The following is a 20,531-nucleotide window of genomic DNA, read 5'->3' on the forward strand; positions in this document are numbered from 1 at the left end:
GAAAGAATTCCAGTGGCAACTCAGTGAGGTGGTCATGAACAGCGAAGAGCAAACCCTGATTGATGGTCTTTTCTCGAAACTGAAAGATGCCGAAACGGCATCCGCTCCGCGAGATGCTGCGGCCGAGGCGCGCATCAAGGAGCATCTGACTCGCCAGCCCGCTGCGCCGTATTACATGACGCAGGCGATTCTGGTGCAGGAAGCTGCGGTCAATCAGCTCAATCAGCAGGTGAAACAGCGCGACGAGCAAATTCAGCAGTTGCAGGCCGAGCTTCAGCAGGCCAAGGGGCAATCTTCGTCAGCGCCGGCCAGCGGCGGGTTTCTGTCGAGTATTTTCGGCAGCAGCGCCTCGCGAGCGCCTCAGGCTCAGCCGGCCCAGGCTTCCGGTGGTGGCTGGCGCGACGGTGCCGGTTTCAATCCTGCCCCTGCACCTGCAGCGCCGCAGGGTGGTTACGCCGCGCCTGCCCCGGCTGCGGGCAGTGGCTTTCTCGGCGGTGCGTTGAAGACCGCGGCCGGTGTGGCGGGCGGTGTGCTGCTGGCAGAGGGCATCAGCAGCATGTTCAGCCACCACAGCCAGCCGCAGGAGATCGTCGAGGTCATTCACGGCGCGCCACAGGCTCAGGACACCGGCTCGTTCAATGATCAGGGCGGTTGGGGACAGCCGGATCAGCAGTACACGGCCGATGACAGCTTTGACGATGGCGGCGACATGTTTTCTGATGATGATTCGTTTGTTTGAGGACGCAGTGATCGCTCCTCACGCTCCAGAACAGACAATTATCGTTCCGCACGCTCCAGCGTGGGAATGCCTTGGGTGACGCTCCGCGTCACAGGTCTGCGCCGCGCCGCCCATTCAAGATCGGGCGTGGAGCATCCAGAAATGCGTGCGACGCGGAGCGTCGCACGATAGTTGAAGCTCAATTCCGTTCCCAAGCTGGCATACTGGGCGCCGATTCATATTCCGGATCGCTGTAACCAGTGGGCGTGTTGCCCGCCATGAGGAATTGCGGTGAAGAAGATCGCGGTGTTCGCCGACGTGCAGAACCTGTATTACACCGTGCGCCAGGCGCATGGCTGTCATTTCAATTACGCCGCCTTGTGGGCGGATATCAGCAAGCGCGGCGAGATTGTTCACGCGTTTGCCTACGCCATCGATCGTGGCGACAGCAAACAACAGCAGTTCCAGCAGATCCTGCGCAATCTGGGGTTTACCGTCAGGCTCAAGCCGTACATCCAGCGCAGCGACGGTTCGGCGAAAGGGGACTGGGATGTCGGCATCACCATCGATATCATGGATTTCGCGCCGCAAGTGGACGAAGTCGTGCTGGCGTCGGGTGATGGCGATTTCGACATGTTGCTCGAACGTGTGATCAGCAAACATGGTGTTGAGGCGGTGGCCTATGGCGTGCCGGGGCTTACTGCGAACTCGTTGATTCGCGCAGCCAGTCGTTATGTGCCTATCGAAGGCGCGTTGTTGCTGAAATGAATTTACAGGGTCAGGCCAGTGTTGGAACGTATTGCAGTCATCGACTTTGAAACCACCGGCATCTCCCCCGGCCATAGCTGCCGGGCAACCGAGATTGCCGTGGTCATCATGGAGCAGGGGCGTATCGTCGAGCGCTTTCAGAGCCTGATGAATGCCGGGGTGCGTATTCCTGCGTTTATCGAGGGGTTGACCGGGATCAGCAACAACATGATTCGCACCGCCCCCAGCGCCGAACGGGTGATGGGCGATGTGGCAGATTTCGTCGGCGCCACGCCGCTGGTCGCGCACAATGCCTCGTTCGACCAGAAGTTCTGGGACTACGAACTGTCGCGCATCCAGCGCAAGCGCGAACAGAGCTTTGCCTGTTCGATGCTGCTGGCCCGACGCCTGATGCCTGGAGCACCGAATCACAAGCTTGGCACGCTGACCAGCTACGCGCGCCTGCCCAATACCGGCAAGGCTCACCGGGCGATGGCGGATGCGGAAATGGCCGCTAACCTTACGGCGTATCTGACCAACGAACTGCGCAATACCCACGGCATTGCCGCAATCTCCCACCAGATGCTGTGCTCGCTGCAGAAAGTCCCCGCCGCCAAGATCGGCGAAACACTCAAGCGTCAGCGCGGCTTCTGATCTTTTAGTGTTCCTGCTTGCCGTTGCTGGTCAGATAATCGGCCGGCAGGCTGCGCTCCACTGCTGTCGACAGCACGATTGAGGTTTTGCTGAAGCCAAACCTGGCGATCCGATTGATCAGGTCTTCCAAGTGCGGCATCGAATCCACCGCAGCCCTCATGATCACGCACGGGTCGCCCGTCACCCGGTAACACTGGATCAGTTCAGGGACCTGCCACAGCTCCTTGTACGCCTGTTGATTGCCGTGACTGCCCATGCGCAACTCGATCAGGCATTGAATCGGCAAACCGACCTTCGACAGATCGACCTTCGCCTCGTAACCGGTAATCACTCCGCTTGCCTCAAGCTTGGCGACCCGCTCGGCCACGGCGGGCGCGGACAGATTGACCAGTTTCGCCAGCTGCGCAAAAGACGCCCGGCCATTTTTCAGCAGCTCATCGAGCAGAATCCGATCGTATTTATCCAGCGTCATGACGTGCCTCGTGCTGTGCGATAGGTAATTTTAAAATAAAAGGAAAGCAGACCTTACAAGCATTGAATCGTAAGTTTCAGTGCGGTTTAAACAGGTTTGTCTGCTTAATATCCGCATCTGGCCTTCATACAATAGGTCCACCATAACAATGATCGCAGAGCCTTGCCATGCCTCAGTCCGTTCGTGTTTCGCCGTTGCTCATTGGTGCTTTTCTGGCCTTGTACCTGATTTGGGGCTCTACCTATCTGGTCATCCGTATTGGCGTGGAGTCATGGCCGCCGCTGATGATGGCTGGCGTGCGTTTTCTGATTGCCGGGTGCCTGATGTACGGTTTCCTGCGTTATCGCAGCGTGCCAGCACCGACCTGGCGCGAGTGGAAGGCGGCGTTTGTGATTGGCTTCTTGCTATTGGCATGCGGTAACGGCGGTGTGACGCTGGCCGAGCACGCAGGCGTTGCATCAGGCGTCGCGGCGCTGGCGGTGGCGACCATGCCGCTGTTTACCTTGCTGTTCGGCCTGTTCTGGGGCAATCGCACGACTAATCTGGAGTGGGCGGGCATCGTGCTGGGCCTGATCGGTATCGGCCTGCTGAATCTCGGTTCCAATCTGCAAGCCAGCCCTTATGGCGCTGCGCTGGTGCTCTTCGCTGCGGCGTCCTGGGCGTTCGGCTCTGTATTAAGCAAGCATATGCCGTTGCCCAAAGGACCGATGGCCAGTGCGGCGGAAATGATCACTGCCGGCGCGACGCTGCTGATCGGCAGCGCTTTGAGTGGCGAGCGTCTTGCGCATATGCCGACTGCGGCGGGCTGGGGCGCGCTGCTGTATCTGGTGGTGTTTGGCTCTATCGTCGCGTTCAGCGCGTATATGTACCTGCTCAAGAACGTGCGCCCGGCAGCCGCAACCAGCTATGCCTACGTCAACCCGGCAGTGGCGGTGATGCTTGGCGTGGTGTTTGCGGGAGAGACTATCGGTATTGAAGAGTGCCTGGCCATGGTGGTGATTATCAGCGCTGTGGTGCTGATTGGCCTGCCGCAATGGCGCAGGTCGACGGTGCGAAAGGTCGGATCGACACGCACAAGCTAACCGAGGCGGGCCGGACAGGTTAAACTGCGCGCCTTGCGTTGAATTTTTCCTACGGTATTTCCATGACATTCGCCTCTCTCGGCCTGATCGAACCCTTGCTGCGCGCTCTTGAAGCGCTCGGTTACCAGACTCCGACGCCTGTACAGACCCAGGCAATTCCTCCGGTACTGGCAGGCCGCGATCTGATGGCAGCTGCCCAGACCGGCACCGGCAAGACCGCAGGTTTTGCCTTGCCGCTGTTGCAGCGCCTGACCATGGAAGGGCCGAAAGTCGCGCCTAATTGCGTTCGCGCGCTGGTATTGGCCCCGACCCGCGAACTGGCCGATCAGGTTCACGAAAGCATTCGTCAGTATGCCGAGCACCTGCCGTTGAGCACTTACGCAGCCTACGGTGGCGTGAGCATCAACCCGCAAATGATGAAGCTGCGCAAGGGCGTGGACGTGCTGGTTGCGACACCGGGACGTCTGCTCGACCTGCATCGCCAGAATGCAGTCAAGTTCTCGCAGTTGCAGACTCTTATCCTTGATGAAGCCGACCGCATGCTTGATCTGGGCTTCGCCGAGGAATTGCGTGGCATCTACGCTGTACTGCCCAAGCAGCGCCAGACCTTGCTGTTCTCCGCGACCTTTTCCGACGAAATTCGTCTGCTGGCCGCGCAGATGCTGAATGACCCGCTGACCATCGAGGTCAGCCCGCGCAACGTGGCGGCGTCATCGGTCAAGCAATGGGTTGTGACCGTGGACAAGAAGCGCAAGGCTGATCTGTTCATCCATCTGATGAAAAAGCATCGCTGGGGCCAGGTGCTGGTGTTCGCCAAGACCCGGGTTGGCGTTGATCAACTGGTGGATCGTTTGCAGGGGCTGGGTCTGAACGCTGATGGTATTCACGGCGACAAGCCGCAGGCCACTCGCCAGCGTGCGCTGGATCGTTTCAAGAGCAATGAAGTGAAGATTCTGGTTGCCACCGACGTGGCGGCTCGTGGTCTGGATATCGATGATCTGCCGACGGTCGTCAATCTGGACCTGCCGATTGTGGCCGAGGATTACATCCACCGTATTGGCCGCACCGGCCGGGCGGGCCTGACGGGCGAGGCGATCTCGCTGGTGTGTGCCGATGAAGTCGAACTGCTGTCGGCCATCGAAGTGCTGACCCGCCAGACGCTTGAGCGCAAGGAAGAACAGGACTTTGAGCCTGAGCACCGGGTGCCGACTACAGATGCCAGCGGCCAGATCCTGAAAAAACCCAAGAAACCGAAAAAGCCCAAGGTCTCGGGCAGCAAACGTAACCTGGGCAAATGGGTCGACAGCGGCGAGTCAGAGCCTGCGCCAGCGGTCAAACCCGTACGCAAGGTCCCGGTTTTCAACACCGGCCCGCGCAAGAAGAAGCCTTGATATACGCATGTGGGCGCGAGCCGGGCGACGCTCCCACAGAAGGATTTATGTATAACGTGAGCAAGCTCCCACAGGTTATCCATGGGCTTTGTGGGAGCGAACTTGTTCGCGAAGAGGGCAGCGCAGTCGACGAATTTGCTGCGTTTGGAATATAGCCTTCGCGAACAAATTCTCACAGAAAGGGTTTATGTATAACGCTGAGCGCAGAGCATACGCACAGGAATCACTGTGAGTTCAGCCACTCCACCATCCCCAGCCCCGCAGCGCGGCCGCTGGCGAAGCAGGCGGTCAGCAGGTAGCCGCCTGTAGGGGCTTCCCAGTCGAGCATTTCGCCTGCGCAGAACACGCCGGGCAATTGTTTGAGCATCAGACGCTCGTCCATGGCTTCGAAGGTCACGCCACCTGCGGTGCTGATGGCCTCATCGATGGGGCGTGGTTTGATCAGGGGCAGTGGCAACGCCTTGATGGCTTCACTCAACAACAGCGGATCGGCAAACGCTTCACGAGGCGCAAGCTCGCGTAAAAGCGCTGCCTTTGCGCCGTCCAGGCCCAATTGGCTGTGCAGGTGCTTGGACATCGAGCGCGAGCCACGTGGTTTGCTCAGAGCTTTTTGAATGTCTGTCAGTGTTTTGCCGGGCAGCAGGTCAATGTCCACTGTCGCCGAGCCGCGAAGGTTGATCTGTTCACGAATCTGCGCCGACAGTGCATACACCAGACTGCCTTCCACGCCCGTCCCGGTCAGCACGCATTCGCCCAGGCGCAGGGCATGGCCATGCAGACCCATCGCGATATTTTTCAATGGTGCACCGGCAAACTTGTCGCGCAGCAGGTCGCTCCAGGCGCTCACTTCGAAACCACAGTTGGCGGCCTGCAGAGGTGCAACCTCGACATGCCTTGCCTGCAGCCATGGCAGCCAGGCCCCGTCAGACCCCAGCCGGGCCCAACTGGCACCGCCCAGTGCCAACAACGTGGCCGCAGGGTTGAGCGCCTTTTCTCCATCAGAGCAGGCAATGCGCAGGCTGCCATCGGGATTCCATCCCAGCCAGCGGTGACGAGTATGGATCGTGACGCCCGCATCACGCAGCCGCTTGAGCCAGGCGCGTAGTAGCGGTGCGGCTTTCATGTCAGTGGGAAAAACACGGCCCGAGCTGCCGACAAACGTCTCGATACCCAGCGCATGAATCCACTGGCACAGCTGATCGGCACTAAAACTACGCAATAGCGGCGCGATCATCGGCGAACGTTCAGCGTAGCGCGACAAAAAAGCCGGGTAGGACTCAGAGTGCGTTATGTTCATGCCGCCAACCCCGGCCAGCAGAAACTTGCGCCCTACTGAAGGCATTGCGTCGTACAGATCGACGTTCAGCCCTGCCTGGCTCAACACCTCTGCTGCCATCAACCCCGCAGGGCCGCCTCCGATGATGGCGACGGTTCGGGAAGCAGGAGAGGCGAGGTCGGTCATGGTCAGCGAAGTATCGATAGCAGAGGAGGCGGGCATTCTACCCGAGCGTTGTTTTCAGGTGTGGTGCAACTCATTGGCTGCGACTGTGGTGAGGTGCAGCGCGCTGTCATAAGCCCATGTCGTCCCAGACCCGTTGCGCACTGTGATGCAGGATCCCGTGGCGTCTTGCCAGCGCCTGACGGTCCTTGCTGTAGCCGCCGCCGATCACGCCCATGACCGGAATGTCGCGGCTCAGGCAATGACGCAACACGGCTTCGTCGCGATTGGCCACGCCCTGATCGGTCAGTTGCAGATAGCCCAGCGCATCATCCTTGTGAACGTCCACTCCTGCGTCATACAGCACAAGATCCGGCTTGTAGAACGGCAAGAGGTAGTTGAGCAGATCGTCGACCACGTTGAGGTAATCGGCGTCGCCCATCCCCATCGGCAGCGGGATATCCCAGTCGCTCTGCGCCTTGCGTGCCGGGAAGTTCTTTTCGCAGTGCAGCGAGACGGTAATGGCGTCTTCGGTATCGGCCAGAATACGTGCGGTACCGTCGCCTTGATGCACATCGCAGTCGAAGATCAGCACCTTGTCCACGCGGCCGCTTTGCAACAGGTACTGACTGATCACTGCCAGGTCGTTGAAAATGCAGAAACCGGCCGGGTAATCATAGTGCGCATGGTGTGTGCCGCCCGCCAAGTGGCAAGCCATACCGTGCTTCAAGGCCTGCTCGGCAGTCAGTAACGAACCACCCACGGCACGAACCGTGCGACGTGCCAGCGCCTCGCTCCAGGGCAGGCCCAGACGCCGCTGGTCTTCACGGGACAGGTCGCCGTTAAGGTAGCGGCTGATGTAGGACGGGTCATGAGCCAGCGCCAGAATGTCCGCCGGGCATAACTCAGGACGCATTAATTGAACGTCACTGGTCAGGCCGCTGTCGACCAGGTAGTCACGTAACAGACGGAACTTGTCCATCGGGAAGCGGTGATCCGCCGGGAAGTCCGGGCTGTAGTCTTCATGGTAGATAAGCGGTAGGGACATTTTGCGTCCGTTGACAGGTCGAAGCCCGATAGTGCCAGCAAAGCGTGCGCACGCCCAGTTGTCTGGCGTAGTGGATAACTACACTGACGCCCACTCATGTCTCGTTACACGGGGGAATCGATGGAACCGATACTCAAGCTAGACAGCGCCCGGCTGCTGATGCGGCAGTGGCGCGACGATGACTTGCCAGCATTCGCCGAGATGTGCGCGGACTGCCGCGTCATGCGTTATTTCCCCGAACCCCTGAGCCGTCTTGAAAGCGCTGCCATGATCGGACGGTTACGTGGCCATTTTGCCGAACTTGGCTTCGGGTTTTGGGCGCTGGAGCGCAAGGATACCGGCGAATTCATCGGTTTTACCGGCCTGCATGTCGTAGGTTTCAAGGCACCTTTTACGCCGGCGGTGGAAATCGGCTGGCGGCTGGCTTACGACCACTGGGGTCTGGGTTTTGCCAGCGAGGCGGCATGGACCGCGCTGGGCTGTGGTTTCGAGCGCCTGAAGTTAAAGGAGATCGTGTCGTTTACCGCGGCCAATAATCAGCCGTCGCAAAAGGTGATGCAGGCAATCGGTATGCAGCAGGATGAGTCCGGCAACTTCGATCATCCCAACTTGCCTGACGGCCACCCGCTCAAGCCGCACGTGTTGTACCGGATCAGCCATGAGCAGTGGCTCAAGACGCTGAAGCCTTGATCAGGGTGTAGATTGAATTAAGCCAATCATTTTAAATCTGTATCATTCCATTCCAGTGGGATGGGCCAGAGGTCTGTCGGAAAATGCAGCGACTGCCGTTGCCGTACAAGTGCAGAGTCGATGTGCAAGAGGAGTGGGAATGAGCCAAGTGCTGGATGATCTGGTTGAGTTGCTGACGCTGGAAGCCATTGAAGAAAATCTTTTTCGCGGCCGCAGTCAGGACCTGGGTTTTCGCCAGCTGTTTGGCGGCCAGGTGCTGGGGCAGTCGTTGTCTGCCGCCAGTCAGACCGTCGAAGAGGACCGCCACGTTCACTCGCTGCACGGCTATTTCCTGCGCCCTGGCGATGCAGGCCTGCCGGTGGTCTACCAAGTGGACCGCGTGCGTGACGGCGGCAGTTTCAGCACGCGTCGCGTAACCGCCATTCAGAAGGGCAAGCCGATTTTCACGTGCAGCGCCTCTTTTCAGTACGACGAAGAGGGCTTTGAGCACCAGGCGTCGATGCCGCAGATTGTCGGTCCGGAAAACCTGCCGTCCGAGCTAGAGCTGCTGACGGGCCGAGCACACCTGATTCCCGAAGCGATGCACGACAAGTTTCTGCGTCCCAAACCGATTCAGTTCCGCCCGGTGACATCCGAAGACCCGTACGATCCCAAGCCAGGCGAGCCGGTGAAGTACGTGTGGTTTCGCGCCGATGGCAGCCTGTCGGACGTGCAGGCGCTGCATCGTTACATGCTGGCTTATGCCTCCGACTTCAACCTGCTGACCACTTCGTTACGGCCGCATGGCAAGACGGTCTGGCAGCGCGATATGCAGGTCGCCAGCCTCGATCACTCGCTGTGGTTCCACAACGACCTGCGCACCGATGACTGGCTGCTCTATGCAATGGACAGTCCCTGGGCAGGCAACTCCCGCGGTTTCTCACGCGGCAGTATCTTCAACCGCGCCGGGCAACTGGTTGCATCGGTCAGCCAGGAAGGGCTGATCCGCCATCGCAAGGATTGGACATGACACTCGACGGCATACAGCACTGGGTGTTTGACATGGATGGCACCCTGACCATCCCGGTCCACGACTTCCCGGCAATCAAGCGTGAACTGGGCATCCCTCAGGACGACGACATTCTGGGTCATCTTGCCGCGTTGCCCGCTGAGGAATCGGCGGCCAAACACGCCTGGCTGCTTGAGCACGAGCGCGATCTGGCGCTGGCTTCGCAGCCTGCCGAGGGCGCGGTCGAGCTGGTTCGTGAGTTGTCGGCGCGGGGCTATCGATTGGGAATACTGACCCGCAACGCTCAAGAGCTCGCGTACATCACCTTGAAAGCCATCGGCCTCGCTGACTGCTTTGCTGTCGAGGATGTACTGGGCCGAGACGAAGCGACCCCCAAGCCGGATCCGGCGGGTTTGCTGAAGCTGGCCGCTCGCTGGAGTGTCGAGCCGGAGAAGATGGTCATGATCGGCGACTACATGCATGACCTGAACTGCGGCCGTGCGGCGGGTACCAAGACCGTTCTGGTCAATCTGAAAGACAACCCCTGGCCGGAGCTGACTGACTGGCATGCGGAGGATTGCACAGTGCTGCGCGGGATGCTGAGGTGATCTGAGCCGCCTACCGTGCCAATGCGGAGCGCTCACCGTTATCCACAAGTGTTTGTGGGAGCGACCGGGGCGGCGATCCGCATTGCTCGCGAAGACGGTATTTCAGTCGATGCATTTTCGACGATTATGTTGACCCTTTCGCGAACAAGTTCGCTCCCACGGCCTCCGGCCAGAATCAAAAGCGGACTTGTATGTGGCGTTGAACGCGGAGCGTGGGGACGATCGTTATATCCCTATCACTCAAAACGGCTTGAACAGCACCGCCTGACCCTCAGGTGAGGTGAATATCCCGTCGCCGTTGTGGCCGACTTTCGGTACGATTACCAGGCGCTGGTTCAGCCCTTCAGGGTGGCGCTTCTTGAGGTAGTTGAAGTAGTTCTGGCCACGAATCAGGCGATATGCGCCTTGTGCTTCGGCGGCGCAGGTCTTGTCCAGAGCAGGGTGGTTGCGATCGGTGTCCAGCTCGCCCATCAGGTAAGTGATGTCGCGCTTCACGTAATTCTTCTCGATGTCAGCCGGCTTTTCCTTTCCCGAATAGAACGGCATCTTGTTCAGACCGTATTTCCACTCGTCGAAATCAGGGCAGCTCTGCGCCGTTACCGGTTCAGGCCGCTCTGCGTCGAAATAGGCATAGGACGACGGGTTGGCAATCACATAACGCAGCTTCACGCCTTCCCGCTGCAGCAGAGCATCTTCCTTGCCGCCGATCATCGCGTAGCGCTGCACCACCTGGGCACCACCGGAATGCCCGGCAATGACCACTTCTTTGAGATTCGGGAACAGCTTGCTGTCGCTCAGACGCTTGAGGATATGGTCCAGGACCAGAAACGAACTGACGGGCTTGGGATTGGTGGCGGTTGCGCCTTCCATCCAGCTGTTCTGGCGCCAGCGCAGAATCGACTCCGGCAGGTGATGCGCGACAATGTCCTTCTCATCCAGAAATTGCGGGGCGATCAGCAAGGTCTTGCTGCGCTCTTTGGATTGATTGGCGGCACGTTCGATGCTGCGCAGGTAGGTTTGCGCATTGCGCAGGCGGCCGTGCAGCACGATCACCGCGCGCTCGATCTTCGGCTTGGGGTGTACCCATTCCTGGCTAAGCCCCAGTGTCGCCTCTGCACCATTGATGGCCAGGCGATCCGGACTGATAGACGTAACCGCTTGATCCTCGGCATGCGCCCCGAGGCTCGCGAAGGCAGTGCTCAACAACAGGACCAGAAGCGGTTTAATCATGTGTTCAGAGACTCTTGGCGGCGAATGTATCGCATTGATTGATTTGGCCTTGGGCAAAGCCTGCCTTGAACCAGCGTACACGCTGGGCAGACGTCCCATGAGTAAAGGAGTCCGGAGCGACTCGACCACTGCTTTGCTGTTGCAAGCGATCATCGCCGATAGCGTTGGCCGCATTCAATGCCTCTTCAATATCACCCGGCTCAAGCCAGTTCAAACGATTTTGTGCGTTGTACGCCCAAACACCTGCAAAGCAGTCCGCCTGAAGCTCCTGGCGGACCAGTAAACCGTTGGCACCTTCCATTTTTTGCCCGGCCTGACGAGCCTTGTCGACCTTGGCAGAAATGCCCAGCAGGGTCTGCACATGGTGCCCGACTTCGTGGGCAATCACGTAAGCCTGGGCGAAGTCTCCAGCGGCGGAAAAGCGTTGGGCCATTTCGCGGAAGAAGTCCATGTCCAGATAGACCTGCTGGTCAGCCGGGCAGTAGAACGGGCCGGTCGCCGAGGTGGCGCGACCGCAAGCCGAGTTGACCTGGCCGCTGAACAGCACCAGCGTCGGGTCCTTGTACTCGCGACCGTTCTGAGCAAACACAGCACGCCAGGTGTCTTCGGTATCGCCGAGGATGCTGCGCACGAATTCGGCTTGCTGGTCGTTGGCCGGTGGCGCCTGACGCGTTTGCGCGCTGGGTGGAGCGCTTTGCTCGGTGCCTTGCCCGGTCAGTTGCCCGAGAATCTGCATCGGGTCCTGACCGGTCAGCAGGCCGATGGCAACGATGATCACAATGCCGCCCAGGCCCAGCCCCTTGCCACCGATGCGCATGCCGCCGCCGCCACTGCTGCCGCCATCACGCGCATCGACTACGTTGTCGCTACGTCGGCCTTTTTTCCAGAGCATGTCGGATCCCTCTTCTTTTCGTGCAATGAGTGTCGCTGCTGATACAGGTCTGCGCCAGTCTGGCGGTCCGGCCAGCGTGTGCAGGATGCGAGGGTATAGAGGTGCGAGAGAGCCGATTGGTTCGGGAAGTCCGTGTCTAGCTTTTCACGGGCTGCGCCTGCAACACTTCAGGTGGCGACGCATCGGCAAAACGGTCGACCTGCCGCAGCGATTTGAAGCCCGTCATCCACGCGCCGACCACGCCCAGTGTGCAGACGCCGCCCATGATTGCCGCAGGTATTGCGCCGACCAGCGAGGCGCTGGTGCCTGCGCGAAACTCGCCCAGCTCGTTGGAGGAGCCGATAAACAGCATGTTCACGGCATTGACCCGGCCGCGCATGTTGTCCGGCGTCGAAAACTGCACCAGCGCCGAGCGAATGAACACGCTGACCATGTCCGCCGCGCCCGCGACCAGCAGAGCGAGGCACGAAAGCCAGAACAGTGTCGACAGTGCGAACACCAGATTCGCTACGCCGAACAGGCCGACGGCAATAAACATGGTCATGCCGACGTTGCGCTGCAGCGGGCGCATGCTCAGGTAAATACCGACGCCCAGCTCGCCCAGGCTCATCGACGCACGCAGCATGCCCAGCCCTTGGGGGCCCAGATGCAGCACTTCATGGGCGTAAATCGGCAGCAGCGCCACCACGCCACCGAGCAGCACGGCGAACAGGTCCAGCGAAATGGTGCCGAGGATGATCGGTCGCGAGCGGATGAAGGCAATGCCCGCAGTGAACCGGCCCCAGGCGCTGGAGCCCAGCTCCACCGGCTTGCCGGCAAAGGGCGTCGCTACAGGGGCCAGAAACAGGATGCCAGCTATGAATGCTGCCACGCAGACTGAATACGTCAGTTCTGCGCCGCCCAGCCAATACAGATAGCCGCCGATCAGCGGGCCGCCAACGGTCGAACAGCGCATGATCACACTGTTGGTGGCAATGGCCGAAGGCAGTTGGTCACGCGGGACAATCTGTGGCAGCAGGCTTTGCAGGGCCGGGCCGGTGAAGGCGCGGGCGCAGCCGTAGAGCATCAGCGCGCCGTAGATCAGCCGCAGGTCTTGCAGTTTGAGGGCCGAAAACACAAACAGAATGGTGCCGCAGAACGCCTGCACGCCCCAACTGATCATCAGGATGACCTTGCGGTTGTAGCGGTCGATCAGGTCCCCGGCAGGCATCAACAGCAGCAACATGGGAATAAACTGAGCAAGGCCGACATACGCCAGTGCCATTGGCTCGCGGGTCATGTCATAGACCTGCCAGGCGACCACCACTGCCTGAATCTGCATGGCAAACACTGCCATCAGGCGCGAGAGGATAAAACTGACGAAACCGGGCTGGCTGGACAACTTGACCGGGGCAGGAGAGGCGGAAGACTCAGAGCTCAAGAAAGGGATCCCATTGAAGCGGCTAATTCACGTTTTCGGTTTATACCTTAGCGTATCGATAGGAAGCTAATAAATATTCTGACAGTTTCGCCGTGACGGGCATGAAAGAATCTGCGCCGCGCCGCATGTACAGGATAGGACGCGGAGCGTCCGGAACGGCATGCGACGCAGAGCGCCGCACGATAGTCGAGATTATCGTTCCTCACGCTCCAGCGTGGGAATGCCGTGGGTGACGCTCTGCGTCACAGATCTACGCCGCGCCGCCTGTTCAGGATAGGACGCGGAGCGTCCAGAAAGGCATGCGACGCAGAGCGCCGCACGATAGTCGAGATTATCGTTCCTCACGTTCCAGCTTGGGAATGCCTTGGGTGACGCTCCGCGTCGCAGATCTGCGTCGCGCCGCCTGTTCAGGATAGGACGCGGAGCGTCCAGAAAGGCATGCGACGCAGAGCGCCGCACGATAGTGATATGCCTCAACGGCGAACCAGCAGCACACCTGATTCCATGTGGTGGGTGTACGGAAACTGGTCGAACAGGGCGCAGCGCTCGACCCGGTGGGTGTCGTGCAACTGGGCGATGTTGGCGGCCAGGGTTTCCGGGTTGCAGGAGATGTACAAAATGCGCTCGAAGCGCCGGGTCAGTTCGCAGGTGTCCGGGTCCATGCCGGCGCGTGGCGGGTCGACGAACACGCTGCCGAAATCGTAGCTTTTCAAGTCCACGCCGTGCAGACGACGGAACGGGCGCACTTCGTTCAGCGCTTCGGTCAGCTCTTCTGCCGACAAACGCACCAGCGTGACATTGTCCACGCCATTGTCATCCAGGTTGCTCAGCGCTGCATTGACCGAGGTCTTGCTGATCTCGGTTGCCAATACCTTGCGCACGCGGGTGGCCAGCGGCAGGGTGAAGTTGCCGTTGCCGCAGTACAACTCCAGCAGATCGTCCTGCCGCTCGCCCAGCGCATCAAACGCCCAGTTGAGCATTTTGCCGTTCACCGTGCCGTTGGGCTGGGTGAACGCGCCTTCCGGTTGGCGGTAGCTGAAGGTGCGGCCAGCCACGTCGAGCTTCTCGGTCACGTAATCCTGGCCGATGATCAGCTTCTGGCCCTTGGAACGACCGATCAGGCTCACGTTCAGCTCAGCCGCCAATTGCTCGGCAGCGGCTTGCCATTCAGCGTCCAGCGGGCGGTGATAGCACATGGTGATCATCGCATCACCCGCCAGCGTGGTCAGGAAGTCCACCTGAAACAGCTTGTGATTCAACGTCGGGCTGGCTTCCCAGCGCTCGCGCAGCACCGGCATCAGCGCGTTGATGCGCTCGCTGGCGATCGGCAGGCCTTCCAGCAGGATCGGTGTCCTGTTGTCGCCCGGCGCGAACATCGCGTAATAACGCTTTTGGTCTTCGCGCCACAGGCGAAATTCGGCGCGCAGCCGATAGTGCTCGCGCGGTGAATCAAACACCTGCGGCTCAGGTGCATCGAACGGCGCGAGCAACTCGCGCAGGCGAACGGTTTTTTCTTCGAGCTGACGGTCGTAGCTCGCAGGGTCGAAAGGAACACTCATGCGTTGAACCAGCCCAGCTTGATCACGAACAGGATCGACAGGATCACCAGCGCGGAATTCAGCTCGCGCCAGCGTCCCGACAACAGCTTGATCGCTGTCCAGGAAATGAAACCAAAGGCGATGCCGTTGGCAATGGAGTAGGTGAACGGCATCGCCAGAGCGGTAATCACCACCGGCGCTGCGACGGTGATGTCGTCCCAGTCGATTTCAGCCATGCCGGACGCCATCAGCACGGCGACGAACAGCAGCGCCGGCGCGGTGGCAAAGGCGGGCACGCTGCCGGCCAGCGGGGCGAAGAACAGCGCCAGCAGGAACAGCACGGCGACCACTACGGCGGTAAGACCGGTGCGGCCACCCGCGCTGACGCCCGCAGCCGACTCGATGTAGCTGGTGGTGGTCGAGGTGCCCAGCAGGGAACCGGCCATCGCGGCAGTACTGTCGGCGATCAGCGCACGGCCCATTTTCGGCATGTGCCCGTCCTTGCCCATCAGCCCGGCGCGTTTGGCCACGCCGATCAGGGTGCCGGAGTTATCGAAGATATCGACGAACAGGAAGGCGAAGATGATGCTCACCAGACCAACGTCCAGCGCGCCCATGATGTCCAGCTGCATGAAGGTCGGTGCCAGCGAAGGCGGCATCGACACCACACCGCCAAACGGCGTGAAGCCCAGCACGATGGACACCAGGGTGACCGCGAGGATGCCGATCAGCACCGCGCCGCGCACTTTGAGGTGGTCCAGCGCCACGATCAGAAAGAAGCCCAGGGTAGCCAGCACCGGAGCAGGCTGCTTGAGGTCGCCCATGCCGATGATGGTGGCCGGGTTGCTGACCACGATTCCGGCGTTATGCAGGGCGATCAGTGCCAGAAACAGGCCGATACCAGCGGCAATGGCCGAACGCAGGGGCAGAGGGATGCTGTTGATGATCCATTCACGGATGCGAAAGATCGACAGAATGAAGAACATCACCGCCGAGATGAACACTGCACCCAGCGCGACCTGCCAGCTGTGACCCATGTGCAGGACCACGGTGTAGGTAAAGAAGGCGTTCAGGCCCATGCCCGGTGCGAGGGCGATCGGGTAGTTGGCGATCAGCCCCATCACCGTCGAGCCGATGGCGGCTGCCAGGCAGGTGGCGACGAATACCGCGCCCTTGTCCATGCCGGTTTCGCCGAGGATGCTCGGGTTGACGAACAGTATGTAGGCCATCGCCAGGAAAGTCGTGACGCCCGCGAGAATCTCGGTCCTCACGTTGGTGTTGTGTGCCTTGAGTTGAAACAGCCTTTCCAGCATGTCTGGCTCTCCGTGACGCGGCGCGCGTCGTGAATGATCGACTCCAACAGCAAAGCACAGACTGCGAGGCAGCCCGTTTGATTTCTGCGGGTCGGAAAAAGCCGCGCATCATACCAGCAGCGGGTCAGGATGGCTGCCTGTGGATAAGGGCCTTTCGATGACAAGTGCGCTCATCAAGAAAGCCTGAACGTTGCAAACCTCACGAAGTCCCACCCCTTAAGACGCATAAAAATGCGCTAAGCGAACGCCTACCGTGAGGTTTCCATGAGTGCAACGACCCCGAACCCGAAGGATTTCGCGACCCACGCGATTTCTCTTACCCTGAACGGGCAGCAGCGCCAGCTGGACGTGCTGCCCTGGACCACCCTGCTGGACCTGCTGCGTGATCAGCTTGATCTGGTCGGCACCAAGAAAGGCTGCGACCACGGCCAGTGTGGTGCATGTACCGTACTGCGTGACGGTACGCGCATCAATGCCTGCCTGACGTTGGCGATCATGTGCGACGGCGCCGAATTGACCACCATTGAAGGTCTTGCCGACGGCGATCAGTTGCATCCAATGCAGCAGGCGTTCATCAAGAACGATGCGTTCCAGTGCGGCTATTGCACGCCCGGGCAAATCTGCTCGGCTGTCGGGCTGGCCAACGAGGGGCGCGCCAGCACGCGTGCCGAGATCCAGGAACTGATGAGCGGTAACCTGTGCCGCTGCGGTGCCTATAGCAATATTCTTGCGGCGGTCGAAGAGGCCTTGCCACAGTTTCACGATGCAGCGCCGAAGCCGGAGGTGAACGCATGAATCCGTTTACCTACAGCAAGCCGACCGACATCACCGCAGCGGTCAACCTGAGCGGGCCTGCCACGCGTTTCATTGCTGGCGGCACCAACCTGCTCGATCTGATGAAAGAAAACGTCGCAACGCCTGAACACTTGATCGATATCACCGGCCTGCCATTGAGGGAGGTCAGCGAAACCGCTTCTGGCGGGCTGATGATCGGCGCCCTGGTGAGTAATGCCGACCTGGCGTATCACCCGTTGATCGAGGCGCGGTACCCGTTGCTGAGCAAAGCCGTCCTGGCCGGTGCCTCGCCACAGTTGCGCAATATGGCCAGCACTGGCGGCAACCTGTTGCAACGGACCCGTTGCTATTACTTCTATGACACCGGTGTGCCGTGCAACAAGCGTGAACCGGGTAGCGGTTGCCCGGCGCGTGAAGGTCTGAACCGTATTCACGCAATCCTCGGTGCCAGTGACGAATGTGTCGCCACGCATCCATCCGACATGTGCGTGGCCCTTGCTGCGCTGGAGGCTGTGGTGCATGTCGAAGGACGTGCCGGTCGCCGCACCATCGAGTTCGCGGATTTCCACCGCCTGCCGGGTGATGCGCCGCAACGCGACAATCAATTGGCCGATGATGAGTTGATCATCGCGGTCGAGCTGCCTGCACAGGGCTTTGCCAGTCACAACGCTTATCTGAAGATTCGTGATCGCGCATCCTATGCGTTTGCCCTGATATCGGTCGCTGCTGCCATCGATCTGGACGGTGACGTGGTACGCGACGTGCGTCTGGCGCTGGGTGGTGTCGCGCACAAGCCGTGGCGCGACAAAGCGGTCGAGGCATTGTTGATCGGTAAACCGGTCACTCGCGAGCACTTCGCCGCTGCGGCAGATGCCATGCTTGAAGATGCCAAGCCTCTGGAGCACAACGGTTTCAAAGTCAGGCTGGCCCGCCGCGCGATCATTCGCGCCTTGAGCGATGCCGCAACAGGAGGGAGCGCCCAATGAACCAGCCATTTTCGCCAATGGGCAAGCCGGTAGACCGCGTCGACGGCCGACTGAAAGTGACAGGTGGCGCACGTTACGCCGGTGAATACCCTGAAGAAGGGTTGCTGTACGGCAGCGTGGTCTCCAGCACCATCGCCAACGGGCGCGTCGCCAGCATCGATACCAGCGAGGCAATGAAGGTGCCAGGTGTGGTCGCGGTCATCGACCACACCAATCGTCCTTCGCTGGCCAGCTACGACGAAAACTATGAGGACGCCGATTCGGCTGACGGGTCGCCGTTTCGTCCTTTCTACAACGACAACGTGATGTACAGCGGCCAACCGCTCGCGCTGGTCGTTGCCGATACGCTGGAGCTGGCGCGGCATGCGGGCTCGTTGGTGCGTATCGAATACGAGCAGCAGGAGCACCAGACCGATCTGCAGGCCATGCTCGACACCGCTTATGACGCGCCTGCCGAATTGCCGCCGCCGCGTGGCAACTTTGAGGGTGAACTGGCCAGCTCTGCGCTGAGTGTGGACGTGACCTACAGCACGCCCAGCGAATACCACAACCCAATGGAGCCGCACGCGTCGACCGTCCTGTATCAGGCCGACGGCAGCTTGCAGATTCACGACAAGACGCAGGGTACGCAAAACTGTCAGGACTACCTGCACAAGGTCTTTGGCCTGGAAAAGGACAAGATCCGTGTGCTGGCCGCCTTCGTCGGCGGTGCCTTCGGTTCAGGCCTGCGCCCGCAATATCAGCTGCCATTGGCAGTGATGGCGGCGTTGCATCTGAAGCGCTCGGTGCGCCTGACCCTGACCCGACAACAGATGTTCACCTTCGGCTATCGCCCGCGCACCGTGCAGCGCTTGCGTCTGGGGGCGGCTGCCAACGGTCGTCTGCTGGCCATTGGGCATGAAGCCATCGGCCAGACTTCGCGATTCGAGGACTTCAGCGAGCATGTTGTTGAGTGGAGCGGCATGCTCTATCACTGCGATAACGTGCAACTGACCTACAAGCTGGTGCCGCTGGACGTGTTCACGCCGTTGGATATGCGTGCGCCGGGCGCTGCATTGGGCATGATCGGCCTGGAGTGCGCCATGGACGAGCTGGCCTGTGCGCTGGCCATCGACCCTGTGCGCCTGCGCCTGACCAATTACGCCGAACGCAACGGTAATGAAGACAAACCTTACTCCAGCAAAGAGCTGCGCGAGTGCTATCGCCAGGGCGCCGAGCGTTTTGGTTGGGAAAGTCGCAACCCCGAGCCACGCAGTATGCGTCAAGGTCGCCAACTGGTCGGTTGGGGCATGGCGGGCGGTGTCTGGGAAGCCATGCAGATGAAAGCCAGCGCCAAGGCGCGTCTTGAGGCTGATGGCAGTTTGGTAGTCAGCAGTGCCACGACTGACATCGGTACGGGTACGTACACTGTGATGACGCAGATCGCTGCTGAAGCCTCGGGCATCGATGTGGAGAATGTCACCTTTCTACTGGGTGACTCTTCGTTGCCGACCGCGCCTTTGCAAGGCGGCTCGTTTACCGTGTCTTCAGTGGGTACAGCGGTGCAGCAGGCGTGTCAGGCCCTGCAGCGTCAGGTGCTGGAAGTTGCCAAAGGGCTTCATCCGCAGTTCGCATCTGCCACGCCGGATGAGGTGCGTTTCGAAGCGGGCAAGCTGTATGTGGGCGAGCAGGCGCTGTCGATGGCAGAGCTGGCTGCCTCTCAAGCCAGTGGTGCGATTGAAGTGCAAGTTGATGCCGAGCCGGACAAGAAGCGTGAAGCCTATGCGGCTGCGACGCACTCGGCGGTATTCGTCGAAGTGCTGGTCGACGAGGACCTGGGCACGATCAAGGTCAATCGCGTAGTCAGTGCCGTGGCGGCGGGCCGGGTAGTGAACCCGAAGATGGCGCGTAGTCAGATTCTTGGTGGTGTTGTGTGGGGGATGGGCATGGCGCTTCAGGAAGAGGCGATGCTTGATCACACTCTGGGTCGCCCGATGAACCACAGTCTGGCCGAGTACCACATCCCGGTTAATGCTGATATCGGCGATATTGACGTGCTGTTTGTCGAAGAACACGACGAGATCGTCAACGCGCTGGGTTCCAAAGGCGTCGGCGAGATCGGCATCGTGGGCGTACCGGCAGCGATTGCCAACGCGATCTACCACGCCACCGGCAAGCGGATCCGCGAGTTTCCGATCACGCTGGACAAGTTGTTGTAATCGCGCGCGCAAATCCAACTGCTTATCGTGCCAACGCTCTGCGTTGGCATGCGGTTCTGGACGCTCTGCGTCCTCTTGCGTAGGTGGTGCGGCGCAGGTGTGACGCGGAGCGTCACGAACGGCATTCTCACGCTAGAGCGTGAGGTACGGTGGGCGTCTGCAAGTGCTCTACCGGTGAGACAACTCGCCACGCGACAATAGACCACACGACTTTAGCGGCTGAACAGGACTACTCTTTCATGGTCGATTGATCTGCATCATTGCGTTCAGGCAGTGATCAGTGCTTCGGCCAGCGTTTTCGCCATTGGAAACGCCAGAATAAA

Annotated in this window: 19 protein-coding genes; 11 read left to right on the plus strand and 8 right to left on the minus strand. The window is 60.2% G+C overall.

What is annotated here, in order from left to right:
• Positions 1-34 precede the first annotated feature (34 nt).
• The 3 genes from RYA97_RS05985 (at position 35) to RYA97_RS05995 (ending at position 2,119) form a co-directional block, all read left to right on the plus strand.
• Positions 35-739, plus strand: coding sequence for a DUF2076 domain-containing protein (locus RYA97_RS05985; RefSeq protein ID WP_316892007.1), 705 nt, complete (start codon positions 35-37; stop codon positions 737-739).
• 270 nt (positions 740-1,009) lie between these two features.
• Positions 1,010-1,486, plus strand: coding sequence for an NYN domain-containing protein (locus tag RYA97_RS05990; RefSeq protein ID WP_002555259.1), 477 nt, complete (start codon positions 1,010-1,012; stop codon positions 1,484-1,486).
• A gap of 21 nt (positions 1,487-1,507) precedes the next feature.
• The gene (locus tag RYA97_RS05995) at positions 1,508-2,119 is read left to right on the plus strand and encodes a PolC-type DNA polymerase III (RefSeq protein WP_005745439.1); all 612 of its coding nucleotides are present in this window, start codon (positions 1,508-1,510) and stop codon (positions 2,117-2,119) included.
• Positions 2,120-2,123: 4 nt separating this feature from the next.
• Here the strand turns inward: RYA97_RS05995 and RYA97_RS06000 are convergent, their stop codons facing one another.
• Entirely contained in the window at positions 2,124-2,591 is a 468-nt protein-coding gene (locus tag RYA97_RS06000) for an Lrp/AsnC family transcriptional regulator (protein ID WP_002555257.1), read from the minus strand.
• 167 nt (positions 2,592-2,758) lie between these two features.
• Between RYA97_RS06000 and yedA the strand changes: the two genes are divergently transcribed.
• On the plus strand, positions 2,759-3,673 hold the full coding sequence (gene yedA, locus RYA97_RS06005; RefSeq protein WP_117140047.1) for a drug/metabolite exporter YedA: 915 nt from the start codon (positions 2,759-2,761) through the stop codon (positions 3,671-3,673).
• Positions 3,674-3,735: 62 nt separating this feature from the next.
• Positions 3,736-5,064: a DEAD/DEAH box helicase gene (locus tag RYA97_RS06010; RefSeq protein WP_010193188.1), complete on the plus strand. Its 1,329-nt coding sequence runs from the start codon at positions 3,736-3,738 to the stop codon at positions 5,062-5,064.
• Positions 5,065-5,287: 223 nt separating this feature from the next.
• Here RYA97_RS06010 and RYA97_RS06015 read toward each other — a convergent pair whose 3' ends face one another.
• Together RYA97_RS06015 and RYA97_RS06020 are read right to left on the minus strand one after the other, a co-directional pair.
• On the minus strand, positions 5,288-6,526 hold the full coding sequence (locus RYA97_RS06015; protein ID WP_162882987.1) for a TIGR03862 family flavoprotein: 1,239 nt from the start codon (positions 6,524-6,526) through the stop codon (positions 5,288-5,290).
• A gap of 106 nt (positions 6,527-6,632) precedes the next feature.
• The gene (locus tag RYA97_RS06020; RefSeq protein WP_002555253.1) at positions 6,633-7,550 is read right to left on the minus strand and encodes a histone deacetylase; all 918 of its coding nucleotides are present in this window, start codon (positions 7,548-7,550) and stop codon (positions 6,633-6,635) included.
• A 120-nt stretch (positions 7,551-7,670) separates the two neighbouring features.
• Between RYA97_RS06020 and RYA97_RS06025 the strand changes: the two genes are divergently transcribed.
• From RYA97_RS06025 to RYA97_RS06035, 3 genes are all read left to right on the plus strand, one after another.
• Complete coding sequence (locus tag RYA97_RS06025; RefSeq protein WP_016981853.1) at positions 7,671-8,240, plus strand: GNAT family N-acetyltransferase; 570 nt, start codon at positions 7,671-7,673, stop codon at positions 8,238-8,240.
• A 139-nt stretch (positions 8,241-8,379) separates the two neighbouring features.
• Positions 8,380-9,249 carry an acyl-CoA thioesterase II gene (gene tesB / locus RYA97_RS06030; RefSeq protein WP_005780803.1) on the plus strand — a complete coding sequence of 290 codons (870 nt, stop codon included), beginning with the start codon at positions 8,380-8,382 and terminating at the stop codon, positions 9,247-9,249.
• The gene (locus tag RYA97_RS06035; protein WP_044319115.1) at positions 9,246-9,836 is read left to right on the plus strand and encodes an HAD family hydrolase; all 591 of its coding nucleotides are present in this window, start codon (positions 9,246-9,248) and stop codon (positions 9,834-9,836) included. Before tesB ends, RYA97_RS06035 begins: the two co-directional genes overlap by 4 nt.
• Before the next feature lie 240 nt (positions 9,837-10,076).
• Here the strand turns inward: RYA97_RS06035 and RYA97_RS06040 are convergent, their stop codons facing one another.
• From RYA97_RS06040 to RYA97_RS06060, 5 genes are all read right to left on the minus strand, one after another.
• Complete coding sequence (locus RYA97_RS06040; protein ID WP_004655548.1) at positions 10,077-11,066, minus strand: hypothetical protein; 990 nt, start codon at positions 11,064-11,066, stop codon at positions 10,077-10,079.
• A gap of 4 nt (positions 11,067-11,070) precedes the next feature.
• Positions 11,071-11,958: a neutral zinc metallopeptidase gene (locus RYA97_RS06045; protein ID WP_005745361.1), complete on the minus strand. Its 888-nt coding sequence runs from the start codon at positions 11,956-11,958 to the stop codon at positions 11,071-11,073.
• Between the two features lie 136 nt (positions 11,959-12,094).
• Positions 12,095-13,378, minus strand: coding sequence for an MFS transporter (locus RYA97_RS06050; protein WP_005780805.1), 1,284 nt, complete (start codon positions 13,376-13,378; stop codon positions 12,095-12,097).
• A gap of 473 nt (positions 13,379-13,851) precedes the next feature.
• Complete coding sequence (gene trmA, locus RYA97_RS06055; RefSeq protein WP_004666256.1) at positions 13,852-14,937, minus strand: tRNA (uridine(54)-C5)-methyltransferase TrmA; 1,086 nt, start codon at positions 14,935-14,937, stop codon at positions 13,852-13,854.
• A complete protein-coding gene (locus tag RYA97_RS06060) occupies positions 14,934-16,229 on the minus strand; it encodes an NCS2 family permease (RefSeq protein WP_004666255.1) in 1,296 nt (431 codons plus the stop codon). The genes trmA and RYA97_RS06060 overlap by 4 nt, the downstream gene beginning before the upstream one ends.
• 264 nt (positions 16,230-16,493) lie before the next feature.
• On the opposite strand from RYA97_RS06060, the gene RYA97_RS06065 reads away from it, so the two are divergent.
• From RYA97_RS06065 to RYA97_RS06075, 3 genes are read left to right on the plus strand one after another with little or no spacing between them, the layout of a single operon-like run.
• Positions 16,494-17,024, plus strand: coding sequence for a (2Fe-2S)-binding protein (locus RYA97_RS06065; protein ID WP_016981850.1), 531 nt, complete (start codon positions 16,494-16,496; stop codon positions 17,022-17,024).
• Complete coding sequence (locus RYA97_RS06070) at positions 17,021-18,010, plus strand: FAD binding domain-containing protein (RefSeq protein WP_016981844.1); 990 nt, start codon at positions 17,021-17,023, stop codon at positions 18,008-18,010. Before RYA97_RS06065 ends, RYA97_RS06070 begins: the two co-directional genes overlap by 4 nt.
• Entirely contained in the window at positions 18,007-20,208 is a 2,202-nt protein-coding gene (locus RYA97_RS06075) for a xanthine dehydrogenase family protein molybdopterin-binding subunit (protein WP_117140044.1), read from the plus strand. Before RYA97_RS06070 ends, RYA97_RS06075 begins: the two co-directional genes overlap by 4 nt.
• Positions 20,209-20,531: the final 323 nt, after the last annotated feature.

This window comes from Pseudomonas syringae group sp. 26L6 (assembly GCF_032587815.1).
Lineage (GTDB): Bacteria > Pseudomonadota > Gammaproteobacteria > Pseudomonadales > Pseudomonadaceae > Aquipseudomonas > Aquipseudomonas amygdali.

What these genes read in the sequence shown, in the direction of transcription:
- RYA97_RS06020 (WP_002555253.1), bottom strand. Translation starts at nt 7,550, where the DNA reads ATGTCCCTACCGCTTATCTACCATGAAGACTACAGCCCGGACTTCCCG.
- tesB (WP_005780803.1), top strand. Translation starts at nt 8,380, where the DNA reads ATGAGCCAAGTGCTGGATGATCTGGTTGAGTTGCTGACGCTGGAAGCC.
- RYA97_RS06075 (WP_117140044.1), top strand. Translation starts at nt 18,007, where the DNA reads ATGAACCAGCCATTTTCGCCAATGGGCAAGCCGGTAGACCGCGTCGAC.
- RYA97_RS05985 (WP_316892007.1), top strand. Translation starts at nt 35, where the DNA reads ATGAACAGCGAAGAGCAAACCCTGATTGATGGTCTTTTCTCGAAACTG.
- yedA (WP_117140047.1), top strand. Translation starts at nt 2,759, where the DNA reads ATGCCTCAGTCCGTTCGTGTTTCGCCGTTGCTCATTGGTGCTTTTCTG.
- RYA97_RS06060 (WP_004666255.1), bottom strand. Translation starts at nt 16,229, where the DNA reads ATGCTGGAAAGGCTGTTTCAACTCAAGGCACACAACACCAACGTGAGG.
- trmA (WP_004666256.1), bottom strand. Translation starts at nt 14,937, where the DNA reads ATGAGTGTTCCTTTCGACCCTGCGAGCTACGACCGTCAGCTCGAAGAA.
- RYA97_RS06065 (WP_016981850.1), top strand. Translation starts at nt 16,494, where the DNA reads ATGAGTGCAACGACCCCGAACCCGAAGGATTTCGCGACCCACGCGATT.
- RYA97_RS06015 (WP_162882987.1), bottom strand. Translation starts at nt 6,526, where the DNA reads ATGACCGACCTCGCCTCTCCTGCTTCCCGAACCGTCGCCATCATCGGA.
- RYA97_RS06025 (WP_016981853.1), top strand. Translation starts at nt 7,671, where the DNA reads ATGGAACCGATACTCAAGCTAGACAGCGCCCGGCTGCTGATGCGGCAG.
- RYA97_RS06040 (WP_004655548.1), bottom strand. Translation starts at nt 11,066, where the DNA reads ATGATTAAACCGCTTCTGGTCCTGTTGTTGAGCACTGCCTTCGCGAGC.
- RYA97_RS06045 (WP_005745361.1), bottom strand. Translation starts at nt 11,958, where the DNA reads ATGCTCTGGAAAAAAGGCCGACGTAGCGACAACGTAGTCGATGCGCGT.
- RYA97_RS06070 (WP_016981844.1), top strand. Translation starts at nt 17,021, where the DNA reads ATGAATCCGTTTACCTACAGCAAGCCGACCGACATCACCGCAGCGGTC.
- RYA97_RS06010 (WP_010193188.1), top strand. Translation starts at nt 3,736, where the DNA reads ATGACATTCGCCTCTCTCGGCCTGATCGAACCCTTGCTGCGCGCTCTT.
- RYA97_RS06000 (WP_002555257.1), bottom strand. Translation starts at nt 2,591, where the DNA reads ATGACGCTGGATAAATACGATCGGATTCTGCTCGATGAGCTGCTGAAA.
- RYA97_RS06035 (WP_044319115.1), top strand. Translation starts at nt 9,246, where the DNA reads ATGACACTCGACGGCATACAGCACTGGGTGTTTGACATGGATGGCACC.